The 16,875-nt window shown below is 65.8% G+C and carries 13 protein-coding genes and 1 riboswitch; of the genes, 11 read left to right on the top strand and 2 right to left on the bottom strand.

From position 1 onward, the window contains the following. The first annotated feature begins 608 nt into the window (after positions 1-608). The 7 genes from ggt to C1932_RS16050 all read left to right on the top strand — a co-directional run bounded on the left by ggt (position 609) and on the right by C1932_RS16050 (position 12,067). A complete protein-coding gene (gene ggt / locus C1932_RS16080) occupies positions 609-2,327 on the top strand; it encodes a gamma-glutamyltransferase (protein WP_108754075.1) in 1,719 nt (572 codons plus the stop codon). A 22-nt stretch (positions 2,328-2,349) separates the two neighbouring features. Continuing rightward, positions 2,350-2,450, top strand: a riboswitch (TPP riboswitch). A gap of 83 nt (positions 2,451-2,533) precedes the next feature. Continuing rightward, entirely contained in the window at positions 2,534-4,378 is a 1,845-nt protein-coding gene (gene thiC, locus C1932_RS16075) for a phosphomethylpyrimidine synthase ThiC (RefSeq protein ID WP_108762833.1), read from the top strand. Between the two features lie 104 nt (positions 4,379-4,482). Continuing rightward, a complete protein-coding gene (locus C1932_RS16070) occupies positions 4,483-5,154 on the top strand; it encodes an ion channel (protein WP_108762832.1) in 672 nt (223 codons plus the stop codon). Positions 5,155-5,413: 259 nt separating this feature from the next. After that, the gene (locus C1932_RS16065; RefSeq protein ID WP_108762831.1) at positions 5,414-7,717 is read left to right on the top strand and encodes a winged helix-turn-helix domain-containing protein; all 2,304 of its coding nucleotides are present in this window, start codon (positions 5,414-5,416) and stop codon (positions 7,715-7,717) included. A gap of 115 nt (positions 7,718-7,832) precedes the next feature. Continuing rightward, positions 7,833-8,732, top strand: coding sequence for a helix-turn-helix transcriptional regulator (locus C1932_RS16060; protein ID WP_108750612.1), 900 nt, complete (start codon positions 7,833-7,835; stop codon positions 8,730-8,732). A 49-nt stretch (positions 8,733-8,781) separates the two neighbouring features. Next, entirely contained in the window at positions 8,782-11,646 is a 2,865-nt protein-coding gene (locus tag C1932_RS16055; RefSeq protein WP_199911971.1) for a TonB-dependent receptor, read from the top strand. 211 nt (positions 11,647-11,857) lie between these two features. Continuing rightward, positions 11,858-12,067: a hypothetical protein gene (locus tag C1932_RS16050; protein ID WP_108763475.1), complete on the top strand. Its 210-nt coding sequence runs from the start codon at positions 11,858-11,860 to the stop codon at positions 12,065-12,067. Positions 12,068-12,129: 62 nt separating this feature from the next. Here the strand turns inward: C1932_RS16050 and C1932_RS16045 are convergent, their stop codons facing one another. Further along, a complete protein-coding gene (locus C1932_RS16045; RefSeq protein ID WP_108762829.1) occupies positions 12,130-13,251 on the bottom strand; it encodes an HDOD domain-containing protein in 1,122 nt (373 codons plus the stop codon). A 151-nt stretch (positions 13,252-13,402) separates the two neighbouring features. Then, entirely contained in the window at positions 13,403-13,939 is a 537-nt protein-coding gene (ppa, locus tag C1932_RS16040; RefSeq protein WP_108754069.1) for an inorganic diphosphatase, read from the bottom strand. A gap of 183 nt (positions 13,940-14,122) precedes the next feature. Between ppa and C1932_RS16035 the strand changes: the two genes are divergently transcribed. The 4 genes from C1932_RS16035 to C1932_RS16020 all read left to right on the top strand — a co-directional run bounded on the left by C1932_RS16035 (position 14,123) and on the right by C1932_RS16020 (position 16,715). After that, positions 14,123-14,614, top strand: a complete 492-nt coding sequence (locus tag C1932_RS16035) for a hypothetical protein (protein WP_108762828.1) — start codon at positions 14,123-14,125, stop codon at positions 14,612-14,614. Beyond that, entirely contained in the window at positions 14,614-15,090 is a 477-nt protein-coding gene (locus C1932_RS16030; RefSeq protein WP_108762827.1) for a hypothetical protein, read from the top strand. The genes C1932_RS16035 and C1932_RS16030 overlap by 1 nt, the downstream gene beginning before the upstream one ends. A gap of 82 nt (positions 15,091-15,172) precedes the next feature. Further along, positions 15,173-15,673, top strand: coding sequence for an RNA polymerase sigma factor (locus tag C1932_RS16025; protein WP_108757091.1), 501 nt, complete (start codon positions 15,173-15,175; stop codon positions 15,671-15,673). A gap of 103 nt (positions 15,674-15,776) precedes the next feature. Beyond that, positions 15,777-16,715 (top strand): FecR domain-containing protein, encoded by a 939-nt coding sequence (locus C1932_RS16020; RefSeq protein ID WP_108762826.1) that lies wholly within the window; start codon positions 15,777-15,779, stop codon positions 16,713-16,715. Positions 16,716-16,875: the final 160 nt, after the last annotated feature.

The following is a 16,875-nucleotide window of genomic DNA, read 5'->3' as shown; positions in this document are numbered from 1 at the left end:
GTTGCAGCATGGGATCGAGAGAAACATAGCCATTTCGGCGGTGTCAACCCTGGCAACGGGTTTTTCATCGGTTTCGCCTGTATCTGGCGAGAAGGCTTGCGGCACAAGGATGGTTGCCGCTGAAAGTGTTTCAGTGAACCGGAATTCACTCTTTTCAGCGGGGTTTTTGCGCGGATTCGCGGGTGATTTCGCCCTGCGCTCTGGATTCACCGACGCCCGCAGCCGTGCACGCATCCCGCCCTGGTAGGTGCGGACCTTGGTCCGCACGGAATTCCCCGAAGCCAGCAGCCGTGCAGGCATCCTGCCCAGGTAGGTGCGGACCTTGGTCCGCAGTGGATCCCCCGAAGCCAGCAGCCGTGCAGGCATCCCGCCCAGGTAGGTGCGGACCTTGGTCCGCACCTACCGAAGCCGACGGCCGTGCGGACCAAGGTCCGCACCTACCGAAGCCGACGGCCGTGCGGACCAAGGTCCGCACCTACCGAAGGCAGCAGCCTTGCGGACCAAGGTTCGCACCCACCACGGCACCGCCGCCCATGACCTCTGCCCGATTCCGGCTGCCGCCCGAAGCGGCGAAGATCAGGTCACCACCCTTCCATCGGACCCCAACCGTGTCCCGACGCCTTGCCCGTTCCCTGCTTGCCGCTGCCGTGCTGGCCGCGGTCCCCGCCGTGTCCAGTGCCGCCGACCGCATCACCGGCCAGACCTTTGCCACCCGTTCCGAAGTGATTGCCCCGCACGCAATGGCCGCCACCTCGCAGCCGCTGGCCACCCAGATCGCGCTGGACGTGATGAAGGGCGGCGGTTCGGCCGTCGATGCCGCCATTGCCGCCAACGCCGCCCTGGGATTGATGGAGCCGACCGGCAACGGCATCGGCGGCGACCTGTTCGCCATCGTCTGGGACCCGAAGACGAAGAAGCTGTACGGCTACAACGGCTCGGGACGTTCACCGAAGTCACTCACCCTGGCCGAATTCCAGCGCCGTGGCCTGAAGGAGATCCCCGCCACCGGTCCGCTGCCGGTATCGGTGCCCGGCGCGGTCGACGGCTGGTTCGCCCTGCATGACCGCTTCGGCCGCAAGCCGATGGCCGACAACTTGGCCCCGGCCATCCGCTACGCGCGCGAAGGCCACCCAGTGGCGGAAGTGATTGCCTATTACTGGGATCGTTCGGTGCCGCGCCTGTCCAAGTACCCCGGCTTCACCGAACAGTTCACCATCGACGGCCACGCCCCGCGCAAGGGCCAGATGTGGAAGAACCCGAACCTGGCCGACACCCTGCAGAAAATCGCCGACGGTGGCCGCGATGCGTTCTACAAGGGCGATGTGGCGCGCACCATCGGTGATTACTTCAAGGCCAACGGCGGTTATCTCAGTTACCAGGATATGGCCGACCACCACGGTGAATGGGTCGAACCGGTCAGCAGCAACTACCGCGGCTATGACGTGTGGGAACTACCGCCCAACAGCCAGGGCATTGCCGCGCTGCAGATCCTCAACGTGCTGGAAGGCTACGACTTCTCGAAGATTCCGTTCGGCTCGCCCGAGCATGTGCACCTGTTCGTGGAAGCCAAGAAGCTGGCGTTCGCCGATCGCGCGCGTTTCTATGCCGACATGGCCTTCCAGCCGGCGCCGGTGCAGAAGCTCATTTCCAAGGATTACGCCGCGCAGCGCCGCGCGCTGATCTCGATGGACAAGGCGCTGAAGGAAGTGCAGCCGGGCACGCCGAAGCAGCTCGAACAGGGCGACACGATCTACATGACCGTGGCCGACAGCGACGGCATGATGGTCTCGCTCATCCAGTCCAACTACCGTGGCATGGGCAGCGGCATGGCACCGCCAGGGCTGGGCTTCATCCTGCAGGACCGCGGCGAGATGTTCGTGCTGCAGAAGAACCATCCCAACGGCTACGCGCCGGGCAAGCGCCCGTTCCAGACCATCATTCCCGCCTTCATCACCAAGGATGGCAAGCCGTACGCCAGCTTCGGCGTGATGGGCGGAGCGATGCAGCCGCAGGGCCATGCGCAGATCGTGATGAACCTGGTGGACTTCGGCATGAACCTGCAGGAGGCCGGCGATGCGCCGCGCATCCAGCATGAAGGATCCACCGAGCCCACCGGCCAGGCCACGGCCATGAGCGATGGCGGCGAAGTGAACCTGGAAACGGGCTTCCCCTATGAGACCGTGCGCGCACTGATGCGCAAGGGCCACCGCGTGGTGTTCGCCGATGGCCCGTATGGCGGTTACCAGGCGATCCTGCGTGATCCGGAAACCGGCGTGTACTTCGGTGCTTCGGAAAGCCGCAAGGATGGCCAGGCGGCGGGCTACTGACCCGGTCTGTGCTCTAATACGCAGTAAGAAGCGGGGGTACCGTGGCCAGTGGCCGCGGTTGAGACAGTCCCTTGGAACCTGATCCGGTTCATACCGGCGTAGGGAAGCTTTGCAGTGCAACCGTGCCCGGAGTCCGCCCAAGGACTGTCCGGGCGCGGTGCGCAGTGCGCCGCCGCTTCGTCCCTGACCTTCCTGGACGATGCCCGATGAACGCACAGCCTTCCGATCTGCAGCAGCAGGCCCAGCAACTTTCCGCCTCCGTGACCCGGCCCATTGCCGGCTCTCGGAAGATCCACGTGCCCGGTTCGCGCCCGGACCTGCGCGTGCCCATGCGCGAGATCGCCCTGACCCGCACGCCCACCCTGTTCGGTGGCGAAGAGAATCCACCGTTGACCGTGTACGACACGTCCGGTGCCTATACCGATCCGGACGCGCGCATCGACCTGACCACCGGCCTGCCGGCGCTGCGCCGTGCCTGGATCGAAGAGCGGGGCGATACCGAGCAACTGGACGCGCTCAATTCGCGCTTCGGTCGCGAACGCGAGCACGATCCGAAGCTGGATGCAGTGCGCTTCCCGGCACGCAGCCTGCCGCGGCGCGCGCAGGCCGGTGCCAACGTCACCCAGATGCACTACGCACGGCGCGGCATCATCACTCCGGAAATGGAGTTCGTGGCGATCCGCGAAAACCAGCGTCTGCAGGACATCAGCGATGCCACGCTGCTGCAGCAGCACGCAGGTGAATCCTTCGGTGCATCCATCCCGAAGATCATCACGCCTGAGTTCGTACGCGATGAAATCGCCCGCGGGCGTGCCGTGCTGCCCAACAACATCAACCACCCCGAAAGCGAGCCGATGATCATCGGCCGCAATTTCCTGACCAAGATCAACGCCAACATCGGCAACAGTGCGGTGTCCTCCGGCATCGCCGAAGAAGTGGAAAAGCTGGTGTGGGCCATCCGCTGGGGTGGCGACACGGTGATGGATCTGTCCACCGGCAAGCACATCCACGAAACGCGTGAGTGGATCATCCGCAATTCGCCGGTGGCCATCGGTACGGTGCCGATCTACCAGGCGCTGGAAAAGGTGGACGGGCGCGCCGAAGCGCTCACCTGGGAAATTTTCCGCGACACGCTCATCGAACAGGCCGAGCAGGGCGTGGATTACTTCACCATCCATGCCGGCGTGCTGCTGCGCTACGTGCCCCTCACCGCCAAGCGGGTGACCGGCATCGTCAGCCGTGGCGGTTCGATCATGGCCAAGTGGTGCCTTGCCCACCACAAGGAGAATTTCCTCTACACGCACTTCGAGGAGATCTGCGAAATCATGAAGGCCTATGACGTGACCTTCTCGCTGGGCGATGGCCTGCGCCCGGGCTGCATTGCCGATGCCAACGATGCCGCCCAGTTCGGTGAACTGGAAACGCTCGGCGAGCTGACGAAGATCGCGTGGAAGCACGACGTGCAGACCATGATCGAAGGGCCCGGCCATGTGCCGATGCAGCTGATCAAGGAAAACATGGACAAGCAGCTGCGCGAGTGTGGCGAAGCGCCGTTCTACACGCTGGGTCCGCTGACCACCGATATCGCGCCTGGCTACGACCACATCACCAGCGCCATCGGTGCGGCGATGATCGGGTGGTTCGGCACCGCCATGCTCTGCTACGTCACGCCCAAGGAACACCTGGGGCTGCCCAACCGCCAGGATGTGCGTGACGGCATCATGACCTACCGCATCGCCGCCCACGCCGCCGATCTGGCCAAGGGGCACCCGGGTGCACAGGTGCGTGACAACGCCCTCAGCAAGGCGCGTTTCGAGTTCCGCTGGGAAGACCAGTTCCACCTGGGCCTGGATCCGGAAAAGGCCAAGGAATTCCACGACGAGACACTGCCCAAGGATGCACACAAGCTCGCCCACTTCTGTTCGATGTGTGGCCCGCACTTCTGTTCGATGAAGATCACCCAGGACGTGCGCGAGTACGCCGAGAGCGGCATGCAGGAAAAGTCAGCGCAGTTCCGCGCCGCCGGTGCCCAGGTCTACCAGCAGGGCTGACACGGTAGCGCCGGGCCCTGCTTGGAGAGCGCAGCGGTAAACACAAACCGCTGCGCTCACCCGGCACCGGCTATGCTCGCCGCATCACCCAGGGGACGCAGACCATGCCTGTTGCCGTGACCACCCGTTGGCTGGCCATTGCCCGCCGCCATCCTTCCGCCTGGTTGTTGGCGGCGCAGCTGCTGGCGGTGCTGCTGTACCCGGCGCTGGACGAAACCGCCGGCGGCCGCGCCGCGTTGGGGGTGTTCGGCATGGCGGTGCTGGGCCTGGCGTTGTGGGTGGTGCAGCGCAGCCCGCTGGGCACCTGGCTGGCGCTGGTGCTGGCCATTCCGTCGGTGGTGTTTTCCATTGCTGCCGCGCTGCTCGATCACCCCGGCCTGGGCAGCACCGCGCAGTTGCTTGAAAGCCTGCTGTATTTCTACACCGCCGGTGCGCTGACCGCGTACATGCTGCAGGACCATAAGGTCACGCGCGACGAACTGTTCGCCGTTGGTGCTACGTTCACATTACTCGCATGGGGATTCGCGTTCGCATTCGCGGTCTGCCAGCAGTGGTATCCGGGCAGTTTCCATGGCAGCGGCGGGGGGCTGCAGCGCACGTGGATGGAGCTGCTTTATCTGAGCTTCAGCTTGCTGTCCGGGGTCGGTCTGAGTGACGTGGTTCCGCTGCACCCGCAGGCACGCGCACTGGTCATGCTGGAGCAGTTTTCCGGCGTGATGTACGTAGCTTTGGTGGTTTCGCGACTGGTCGGACTGACCATGCTGCGGCGCGCCTGAAAATGAACGCCAGATAAAAATTTCGCGCCCCGAAGGGCGCGAATGGTGCAGCTTGTTATCTGAATGCGTCGGCGAGAGAGAGCCTGATGTCCACCACGCGATAGGCGAGGTAACCTGCATAGGCTAGTATTCGCGCGCTTCGTTTTTTTTGCGGTATGCGCCGATGGTTTGTGCGGAATCTGGCTTTTGGAGGTTGCAGGGACGGAAACACAACGCTGCCCAGTGGTATCTGCAATGTGTTTCACACGTCTAGCGATCAATGAATAGCAACGAGAGTCAGTCGCCAGAGTGTGACCGTGTTCGCGTGGGCGAATGCGTAGTGACCCTCTCATCGCGCGAGGTCGACGTGCCAGATGCGCGTCGTCCGCGCCGGTTGACGCCCAAGGCGCTGGGCGTGCTGCGCGTGCTGCTGCGTCAGCCCGGGCGCGTGGTCACCCGCGATGAGCTGTTCGCTGAAGTGTGGCCCGATACGCTGCCTACCAACGATGTGCTGACCCAGGCGGTCACCCAGTTGCGCAAGGCCTTTGCCGTTGGCGAAGACAACGGCCAGTCCTACATCGAAACCATTGCCAAGACCGGCTATCGATTGCTGGTGCCGGTGCAGTGGCTGCACGACAGCGAACCGCAGCCGGAAGCGCAGGACAGTGCGCTGGTGGCGACGGCCGGCGACGCTCCCGTGAACGATGCACGGGAAGCGCGCCGACGCCGCTGGCGCCTCTGGCGGCGGCGCCTGCTGCTGGCGGTGGGCGTGGTCATGCTGTTGGCGCTGCTGGTGCTCAGCGTGTTGCTGGCACGTCGTCCTGCGCCGACGTCGCCGCTGGATGCGGCGGTGGAAGACGGCACGCGGGTCATCGGCAGCCCCGAGCGGCCGTATCGGCTGATCACTGCCACCGCCGGTTTCGAGACGTACCCGACCTTGTCGCCCGATGGTTCGCAGGTGGCCTACGAAGGTGCCAACGATGACAGCCAGAACGGTGGCGCCATCCGCGTGCAGACGTCGGGCAACGCGCCGGCACGCCAGTTGGTGCAACCGCCGGCGGGCGCCAGCGACCGTTTCCCCAGCTGGTCGCCGGACGGGCGTGAAATCGCCTTCGCGCGCTTCGCTGCCGACGGCAGTTGCCAGGTGTTGATTGCCAGTGCCACCGGCGGTGCGTTGCGCCAGGCCACGCGCTGCGATGGCACCGAGCTGCTTAGTTTCGACTGGACCCCCGATGGCCGTGGCCTGGTGTTCGGCAGCATGGTGGGTCGCTATGCGCATCGCGGCATCCGCGTGCTGGACCTGCCCAGTGGGCAGTGGCGCGCGCTGCAGTACGGTGCCGGCGAAGATGATTTCGATTACGCGCCTCGCTATTCGCCCGATGGGCGCTGGCTGGTGTTCGTGCGCAACCCGCAGCTGGGCGATCTGTGGCGCATGCCGGCCAACGGCGGCACCCCGGAACAGCTGACCAACGAGGCCGCCGAGCTGCGCGGCTGGGCCTGGCTGGGCGATGGCCGGCATATCGTGTTTGGTCGCCGCGTGGACAGCGAGGCGCGCCTGTATTACCTGGACGTGGAACGGCGCACGCTGCGCGATGCCGGACTGGACGATGCGCAGTGGCCGGCGGTTTCGCGGCGCGGCGACATGCTGGCCTTCGTCCATCGCCGTGCGCAGTTCGGCATGTTCCGCATGCCGGTGCAGGGCGGCAGCACGCAGCGTCTGTTCGCATCCAGCGGGCGTGATGGCCAGCCGATGGTGGCGCCGGATGGGCGGCAACTGGTGTTCAGCTCTGACCGCTCGGGCAGCTTTGCGTTGTGGTGGGCCGACATGCAGCGGCCCGATTCGCTGCGGCCGATCGAAGGGCTGCGGCCGGAAGCGCGGCAGGCGCCTGACTGGTCCACCGACAGCCGCCAGTTGCTGGTGGTCGGGCGCGATGCGCACGGGCAGGCCGTGGTCTACGAAATCGCCCCGCGCGACGAGCGCCTGCAGGCGCTGCCGGTGCCGGTGCAGCAACCGTTGCAGGCGCTGTACGGGGCCACGCCGGAACAGGTGCTGGTACTGGAACGCGATGACCAGCAGCGGGTGCGGCTGAGTCTGTTCGACCGCACAAGCCAGCCGTGGCGCCGTCTGGCCAGCCTGGACGGCGTATCGCAGGCGCGCCTAGACCGCAGCAGTGGCCGGGTGCTGTACACCCGCCTGGCCGCCAGCGGGCTGTGGTCGATCAATCCCGACCTGGACGCGGCCAGCGTGCAGCAGGTCAGCGATGGCTGGCCCAGCCGCTGGCGCTATCGCACCTGGGCGGTGGCCGGCAACGGACGCGTCGATTACCTAGGCAGCTCGGCCGACTGTTCCACCACGCTCACCCGCATGCAGGGTGGGGCGACCGAACCGGAGCGTTGCCTGGACGCGCAGCGGCTGAGCGCAGGCAACGGGCTGAGCGCCAGTGCTGACGGCAGCGACCTGTATCTGGCCCTGGCGGTGTCCGACGGTGCCGACATTGGCGTGATGCACCTGCCGACAGCAGCGCCGACGCTGTTCCCGGCGTTTTCCAAGTTTCTGATTTTCAACGATAAAGGGCCTTCGTAACTCTTTCGTGGCGACGTCGTAGTGATTTCGTGGCGATCTCGGCGGTTCTTCCTGACCGGCATGCACCTGATTTGGCAAAACGGAGGCCTGTACTTGGCAAATCCGTGGTGCTCCCATGCGTCAACTCTCGCTGGCCGATCGTGGCCAAACCGTCTCGCTGGACAAGGCTGTCGATGACGTGGCTCCGACCTGCCTGGGCGTTGCCCGGCTGGGCAGCCTGCAGACCGCAGGCAGCAGCTTCACCGTATGGATGCAGGTGCGTGGCACCTCGTGGGTGGAGGCGAAGGAAGGGCGCTTCCGCCTGCGCCAGGGCGAGTGGATCGCCTTCGAAAAGGAATCGCGCCCGCTGGTGCAGGCCGGCCGCAATGGTCTGTGCGTTGGCCTGAACCTGAACATCGAAGCGCTGCGCGCACTGGCCGAGATGGCCGACTGCGGCCTGTATGCCGGTCGTGGCCAGATGAACCGCGGCGATGCCCGCGTGGCCCTGCGTCTGTGGCGCGACGCCCTGGCCAGCGGCCAGCCCGCGCAGTCGCTGCGCCCGCTGCTGCTGCATCTGGCGGGCCTGCAGCGCGGTCTGGCCGACAACGTGCAGCGTTGCCCGGGCCGCTCGCGCAGCCGCAAGCGCCAGGTGTTCGGCCGCATGCAGCGCGCGCGCCTGTACCTGGAAGGCAACAGCCATCGTGTCGTGCGCATTGGCGAATTGGCCGAACTGACCAATTTCTCCAGTTGGTACTTGTCCAAGACCTTCCAGAGCCTGTATGAAGAAAGCCCGCAGTCGCTTTCGGCGCGCCTGCGCCTGGAACGTGCCGCCGACCTGCTGCGCGACACCGACATGATGGTGGGTGAAGTCGCCGCCGCCAGTGGTTTCGACAACTGCTGCAGCTTCGCGCGGGCCTTCCGCGCCCGCTATGGCACGTCTGCTTCGCGGTTCCGTGAAGAGGGTGCGAAGCTCCCGCCAAAATCAGCAAAGTCTCTCGTTGGGTCGCGCAAATACAGCGCTGCAACGCAATCGTAACGTGCTGGGGTGTTTTAACACGCTGCTAACACGTACCTTGGAGAGATTGATGAACGTTCGTAATTCCGCAGTGCGGTTGGGCCTGCTGCCCGCCGGCATTGCGCTGGCGCTGTCGCCGGCCTTTGCTTCCGCGCAGGAAGCGGCCTCCGGCACCACCGACCTGGACCGCATTTCGGTCACTGGTTCGCGTATCCGCCAGGCCAGCATGGAGACCGCACAGCCGGTCATCGCGCTGCAGCGCGCCGATATCGAAAAGCAGGGCTTCACCAGCGTTGCTGACATCGTGCAGAACCTGGCCGCCACCGGCTCGCCGGCCATCAGCCGCAACGACGCGCTGTCCTCGGGCGAAGAAGTGGGCGGTCAGTTCGTCGATCTGCGCAACCTCGGCCCGGAGCGCACCCTGGTGCTGCTGGACGGCAAGCGCATGGGCACCAGCACCGGTGGTTACACCGATCTGGCCTCGATCCCGACCTCGGTCGTCGAGCGCATTGAAGTGCTGACCGACGGCGCCTCGGCCATCTACGGTTCGGACGCCATCGCCGGTGTGATCAACATCATCACCCGCAAGAACTTCGACGGTCTGGAAGCCAGCGTCTACACCGGCCAGTACGGCCAGGGTGATGGCGAGCAGCAGACCTACAACTTCGTCTATGGCCAGACCGGCGACCGTGGTTCGATCACGCTCGGTGCCGAGTACAGCGAACAGGACGAAGTGAAGGCCAAGGACCGTCGTTACAGCCGCTACGGCAACGGCCAGTGGCACCCGTTCCCGAACGAAGCTGAAGGCGCCAACGGCTGGTCGGCTGCGTCCAACCAGGGCGTGCTGATCGACGGCGACGACAACTGGTACGTCCGCAACCCGGGCGCCGCCGGCACCTCGCTGTCGGATTACCACGACTTCGGCCTGTCGGACTACACCAACGCCAGCCAGGAAATGTGGCTGCAGAACAAGCTGAAGCGTCGTTCGGTCTTCGCCAACGGCAATTACGACTTCACCGACAACATCCGCGGTACGGCCAGCATGCTGTACACCAAGCGTACGGCCACCTCGCAGATCGCAGGCTACCCGTACCAGTCGGAAGTCTATGGCACCGCTCTGTCGGCTGACAGCATCTACAACCCGCTGGACGAGGATGCGAACTTCATCCGTCGTACCTCGGAAGTGCCGCGCCAGACCGAATCCGAGCAGGAAACCTTCCGCTTCAGCGCTGGCCTGGAAGGTTCCTTCCAGTTCGCTGATCGCTACTTCGACTGGGACGTGGGCTACGTCTACAACCAGAACAAGGGCGTCAAGACCAGCACCGGCAATCTGTTCATTCCGAACGTGCAGAACGCTGTCGGTCCGTCCTTCATCGATGCCAACGGCGTTGCCCGTTGCGGCACCGAAGGCAGCGTGATCGCCGGCTGCACCCCGTGGAACCCGCTGGCACCGTACGGCTCGACCGAAGCCGGCTCGCTGGCTGATCCGGCCCTGCAGAACTACCTGTTCCTGCCGAGCCACGACACCTACACCAACACCACCAAGGTCTACAGCGCCAACCTGTCGGGCAGCATCGCCACCCTGCCGGCCGGCGACCTGGCCTTCGCAGCGGGTTACGAGCACCGCGAAGAAAGCGGCGAGTACAACCCCGATGCGCTGCTGCAGTCCGGTCTGAGCACCGACCTGGCCGGCGCACCGACCAAGGGTGACTACGAGCTGGACGAGTTCTACCTCGAACTGAACGTGCCGATCCTGGCCGACGTTGCCTTCGCCAAGGAACTGTCGCTCGACGTTGCTGGTCGTTACTCGGACTACAACACCTTCGGTGACACCGTCAATTCGAAGTTCGGCCTGAAGTGGAAGCCGATCGACGACCTGCTGATCCGTGGTACCTACGCCACCGGCTTCCGCGCTCCGAACATCGCCAACATGTATGGCGGCGTGTCGCAGACCTACGATCAGTACACCGATCCGTGTGATTCGAGCTTCGGTTCGGCCGCGCGCAACGCGTCGGTGGCTGCTGCCTGCAGCGCCGCTGGTGTGCCGGCGAACTTCCGCCAGATCACCTCCGGCGGTGCGGTCTCGACCGGCCCGGGCACCCAGTCCTACAGCGCCTTCGAGTCCGGTTCCAACCCGGAACTGAAGCCGGAAACCTCCAAGACCTGGACCGCTGGCTTCGTCTACAGCCCGAACTTCGTGCAGGGCCTGGACATCAGCCTGGACTGGTGGAAGATCCGCATCGACGACGTCATCGCGGCTGAGTCGGTCACCTCGATCCTGAACAACTGCTACGTGCTGGGCATCCAGGGCGCCTGCGACCGCTTCGAGCGTGGCACCAGCGGCCGTACCGCCAACCAGGTGGTCGACGTGACCCGTACCCTGGTCAACGGCGGCTACCAGGAAACCGCCGGTTACGACCTGGGCGTCAAGTACCGTCTGCCGGAGTTCTCGTTCGGTAACTTCCTGATCGACTGGAAGACCACCTACGTTGACTACCTGGAATACAAGGCCGACAACGAAGCCGAAACCCCGGTCGAGCAGTTCACCGGTTGGGCGGGCAACTTCCGCGTGCGTTCGAACCTCAATGTCGACTGGAGCTTCGGCGACTTCGGCGTGAACTGGGGCGTGCGTTACTACTCGGGTATGAAGGAGCCGTGCTCCTACGATCTGGAAGGCGGCCGCGAGTGCAACCTGCCGGACTTCAACTCGTCGTACACCCTGGCCCAGCCGAGCCGCAAGGTCGGTTCGAACACCTTCCACGATCTGCAGGTGCGCTACAACGCACCGTGGGATGCCACCATCTCGATCGGCGCGAACAACGTGTTCGACCACGAAGGTCCGGTCATGTACAGCCAGCCGAACTCGAGCTTCTCGTACTACGGTGGCTTCGACATCGGTCGTTACTACTACCTGAAGTACACCCAGCGCTTCTGATCCATCGAAGCCTGGAACACGCAACACGAGGAGGGCGGACCGCAAGGTCCGCCCTTCTTCTTTGTGCGGCATGCAACGCGTACGTCAGCGGAATTCCCTGAAAATTCTGTAGGGAAACTCTGGGCGTCGAGGGAGGGTGAATCCGATCACGGTCGGACTCAGTCGCATCCAGCACATTGGTGCGGTCCAATGACGGACGCTGGAGATGGATATGAAAGCCACGCTCTTGCACAAGCTCTCTGCAGCCGTGCTGATCTATGCCACGCTGGCTGGTTCGGCCTTCGCCCAGAACCTGATCATCTGCGGTGGTGGCGTCTACTGCGAAGAAGTGCGCCAGGAATGTCTGGCTGCAGGTGGGTCTGCGACGCTGTGCCAGCTGAAGTGGCGCGCCTGCGTGCTGGATGCCTGCCCGCAGCGCTGATGCGCACGTGGCGCGTCCACGGGACGCGCCACCCTGAATTGGTTCGTATGGGCGTGCCCGCCTCAGGCCTCGCTGGGCACCAGCCCCATCAGGCTGTTGGCGTGCTCGCGCCACTGCGGCAGCTTGTTCAGCACGCCTGCGCGCTGCAGGTAGTCCTCGTCCACCGGGTCACCGTTCACCAGCGCCAGTGCCACGTGCACCGCGCCGGTCACCCAGAAGCTGCGGGTGGTCGAACGCTGCGGCTGCAGGTGGAAGGCCACGGCCTCGATGATCGGCATCGGCAGGCCCCACAGGCCCAGCAGGTAGGCGCCGGCTTCGGCATGGCCGGGTAGGGGATCGCCGCCCAGTGATGGGTCGGTGCGTTCGTTGCGCACGCCCGGCAGCAGCAGGCCGATATCGGCCAGCAGTGCGGCGGTGGCGCCCAGCTCGGCGCTGGATTCGGGCAGCAGGCGCGCGGCCAGGCGCGAGGCCATCAGCGCGCGCTGCTGCAGCGAATTGCGTTCGGCCGCAGACAGCGTGGGCGCGGAAAACACCTCGCTGGCCAGCACCAGGTCGCGCAGCGTGGCCAGGCCCAGCCGCGTGACCGCCGTGCGCAGGTCGGCAATGGTGCGGCCCTGGCTGAAGAACGCCGAGTTGGACAGCTGCAGCACCTTGGCGGCAATGGCCGGGTCGGCGGCCACCAGCTTGGCGACATCGGCGCTGTCGGTCTCGTCGTCGTGTTCCAGCGCCTGGGTCAGGCTCAGGTAAAGATGCGGCGGCGACGGCAGCTTCTCGATGCGGCCGATGGCATCGCGCAGGCGCGGGCTGTCCAGCACTTCGCGCAGCTCTTCGAGGCTGGTCAGCGCTTCCAGCAGCACTTCCGGCGCCAGTGGCAGCGGCAGGAAGCGGTGGGCCACGCCGATCAGGCGCGCCGGCGGCGGCCGGTTGCCCTGCTGGGCATCGACCAGCGCGATACGGATGGTTTCCGGGCGCAGCGTACGGATCTGCCCCAGCAACGTGGTGGCATTGAGATCGGGCAGCTGCGGGCAGACGATCACCGCGTCCACGCCCTGCGCAGCCACCACGCTCATTGCGCTGTGGCCATCGGTGGCGGTCAACGGTTGCCAGTCTTCCCCAAGATCGGCAATGAATTCGGACAGCTCAGCCGGCAGGCTGGCTGCATTCCCTACAAGCAGAATACGCACGACACATTCCCCTGGCTGTCTCGACGATGGGCGTCGAAGACGTGTGAAGTGACGCAATTTACCTAATACGGCGCCAACAGTGATGGACCGCCGTCATGAAACGTGACCAGGATCGCTCCTGCGGGCTGCGCCGGAGCGATCCTGTTCAGGATCAGGCCTTGTTGTCCAGATGGCGCTGGTGCGCCTCGATCAGGATCTGCTTGGCCTCGGCCGCGCCACCCCAACCGTCCAGCTTCACCCACTTGCCCTTTTCCAGGTCCTTGTAGTGCTCGAAGAAGTGGCCGATGCGCTCCAGCCAGTGGCTGGACACCTGGGCGATGTCTTCCACGTGGGCGTAGCCACTGAAGATCTTCGACACCGGCACGGCCAGGATCTTTTCGTCGCTGCCCGCTTCATCGCTCATCTTCAGCACGCCCACCGGACGGCAGCGCACCACCGAACCCGGCACCAGCGGCAGCGGCAGCACCACCAGCACGTCGGCCGGGTCGCCATCGCCGCACAGGGTGCTGGGCACGTAACCGTAGTTGCACGGGTAGCGCATCGGGGTGGACAGGATGCGGTCGACGAAGATCGCGCCGGTTTCCTTGTCCACTTCGTACTTCACCGGCTCCGAGTCCTTCGGGATCTCGATGATGACGTTGATTTCTTCCGGCGGGTTCTTGCCGGGCGAGACGAGTTCCAGACCCATGGTGTGCTCCAGGTGGGGGTGTAGACGGTTAGTCCCCCATTTTATGCCTTTGCCGGGCGCTGTGCAGGGGGGCGGTTCCCACCTGCCGCGGCGTGCATCGCCCACCGGCCGGCGCGGGCTTCCCCGATGGGCGGCCCCAACGGGCGGGCGCAGGCTGGAGCCTCGTTCACCTGGAGTGCTGACATGCGATGGATGATCGGGTGCTGCGGCGCCCTCCTGTTCTCTGCCTCGCTGCCCGGTATGGCGCGCGGGCTGCATGTGGATCTGATCGACTACCCCCATCCCGAAGCCAACTGGGACCGCGCCTTCGATCTGGAAGCCGCGCTGGCGCGCGAGTTTTCCGCGCTGTGCGCCGATACCCTGTGCGAGGGCGACTACAGCAACTACCGGGTCATGCAGTTCCGCTGCGCGGTGCTGGCCGCGCGCGGCACCGTGCAACGCTGCGTCTGGGTGGTTGCCGCCAGCGAACTGGCGGTGCAGGCCGATACCGGGCAGGTGCAGGTGGACAACGGGCGCTGGGCCTGCACGGTGCCGCTGCAGCCGGGCGTGCCCGTGGAAGCGTTCCATGCCGCGCTGGTAGCACCCGGCGGTTTGACCGCGCCGTTGCCCGGCCTCGACCATGGGCTGTCCAAGGGTCTGCTTGATTGTCTCCAGAGGCCGGGGAGGGCCGGCTGATGCGCATGATCCCTTCCATCGCCCTGATGGTGGGCGGCTTGCTGGTTGCTCCTGCCCATGCGGGTGGGCGCTATATTGACGCCAGGCATTACCCGTCAAATGCCGCCGGCCACATGCGTTTTGTGGCCGTGGAACGTGCACTCGAGCGCGGCTTCGATGACATATGCGGCGATACCTTCTGCGAAGGCCAGTATTACAACCTCTGGGCGATGCGCCTGCGCTGCTCCGTGCATTCCGGCTCCGGCGTGCTGGCCGGCTGCATCTGGACCTTTGCCGGCAGCGATACCCGCGTGCGCGGCGACGGCCGCTTCGACGTGGACCAGGGTGCCATTGCCTGCGCGTTGCCGATTGCCGCCGGTACGCGGCTGGAGGATGTGCTGCGCGCCTGGGAGGCGGCACCGGCCAGAGAGGCCATCCATGTGCCGGTGCCGGGTATGCCCGGCAGCGTGTACGAGGCACTGACCGACTGCCTCTGAAGGGCGCTCTCGGCAATGCAAACGTGATTTATTCGCATCAACGGAGTAGCATGCGCGCCGCCCCTGTCTGCCCCCATCGCGCATGCCCTCCAATGCCGCCACGCTTACCGAACTGCTGATCCGCGAACGGCCGGCGCTGCTGCGCCGCGTGCAGCGCATCCTGGGCAGCGAAAGCAGCGCCGAGGACGTGATCCAGGCCGTGTGGTTCAAGGCCCGCGGCGTGGACAGCCAGCAGACCATCGACAACCCGCGCGCCTATCTGTACCGGCTGGCCATCAACCTGGCCACCGATCACGGCCGCGAGGCCACCCGTCGCAACCGTCTGCTGGCCGATCACTACCTGTGGCAGGACGAGGACACCGTGTCCACCGAATCGCAGGTGATGGCGCAGGACGAACTGCAGCGCGTGCTGGAAGCGGCCGGCCACCTGCCTGAGCCCACGCGCACCATCTTCCGCCTCAACCGGCTGCAGGGCCTGACCCAGGCCGAAATCGCTCGGCGCCTGGCGGTGTCGGTCACCACCGTCGAGAACCACATACGTTCCGCGTTGCAGCGGTTGGCCTGGGCCCGCGAAGGCCGATGATGGATCGGCTTGGGGCATGCCCGCCCGCAGACGTCTTACCTTCAGCGGCGTGCCTGCCACCCCGCACCCTGCCACGCGCCTGAACGCGCCCACCCGCCAGCCCATGAGCCCGCACCTGCCGACGTCCTCCGCCCACGATGCTGCCCTAGCCGAGCAGGCCCGCGACTGGATTGTCTGGTTGGCGGCCGGCGAGCTGAGTGATGCGCGCATGCAGGCCTTCGAGCACTGGCTGCAGCAGCCGGGCCATCGCCGTGCGTTCGAGCACGAGCGGCAGCTGTGGCGCAGCCTGGGGCCGCCCCCGGTGTGCGCGCCGGTCGCGCTGCCGCGTCGGCGCCCGCGGCGTCTGCGCTGGGCGATGGCCGCCGCCGCCGCGGTGGCGCTGCTGGTGGTGTGGCCCGATGCGTGGCTGCGCCTGCAGGCCGACCACCGCAGCCAGCAGTTCGTGCAGGACGTGCGCCTGCCCGACGGCAGTCGCGCCGTACTCGACGCCGACAGCGCCATTGCCGTGCGCTTCGACGCGACGGCACGGCAGATCGAACTGCTGCGTGGCCGCGCCTGGTTCGAGGTGGCGGCCGACGCCCAACGGCGTTTCAGTGTGTCGGCCGGCAACGGCGTGGTGGAGGACATCTCCACGGCATTCACCGTGGAACGGCAGGGCGATGGTGCGCAGACCGAAGTGGGGCAGGGGCAGGTGCGCGTGGCCAGCCCCGCCGATGGTGGCTGGACCTACCTGCGCGCCGGGCAGCGCGCGTCCTATGGCGGGCACAGCGGCGTGCAGCGCCTGGCGGACGCCGATACCGACAGCATTGGCAGTTGGCGCCGCGGCGAACTGCTGCTGCAGCAGACCCCGGTGGCCGAGGCGATTGGCCTCCTGGGCCGCTACCGCAGCGGCCCGACCATTGTGCGCGGCGATCTGTCATCGCTGCCGCCGATCAGCGCGGCGCTGCGTATCGACCGCCCCGAGCAGGCATTGGACACGCTGGCGGCCACCGCCGGCCTGCGGGTGACCCGCTGGCCGCTGGGCGTGGCCATCGTCCAGTAGATCCACGCCATGCGTGGATGAACCTGCCGGCAACCCCACAGCCACGCATGGCGTGGCTCTACTCACGCACCGGTAGATCCACGCCATACGTGGATGAATTCACCTTGGGGTTCCGCTCATCCCATCCGTCTTACTCCACGAACGTACCCGCCGCCGCCAC

It is taken from the genome of Stenotrophomonas sp. YAU14D1_LEIMI4_1, assembly GCF_003086815.1.
Lineage (GTDB): Bacteria > Pseudomonadota > Gammaproteobacteria > Xanthomonadales > Xanthomonadaceae > Stenotrophomonas.
Note: the sequence above shows the minus strand (reverse complement) of the source record. Positions and strands in the feature narration are given on the sequence as shown.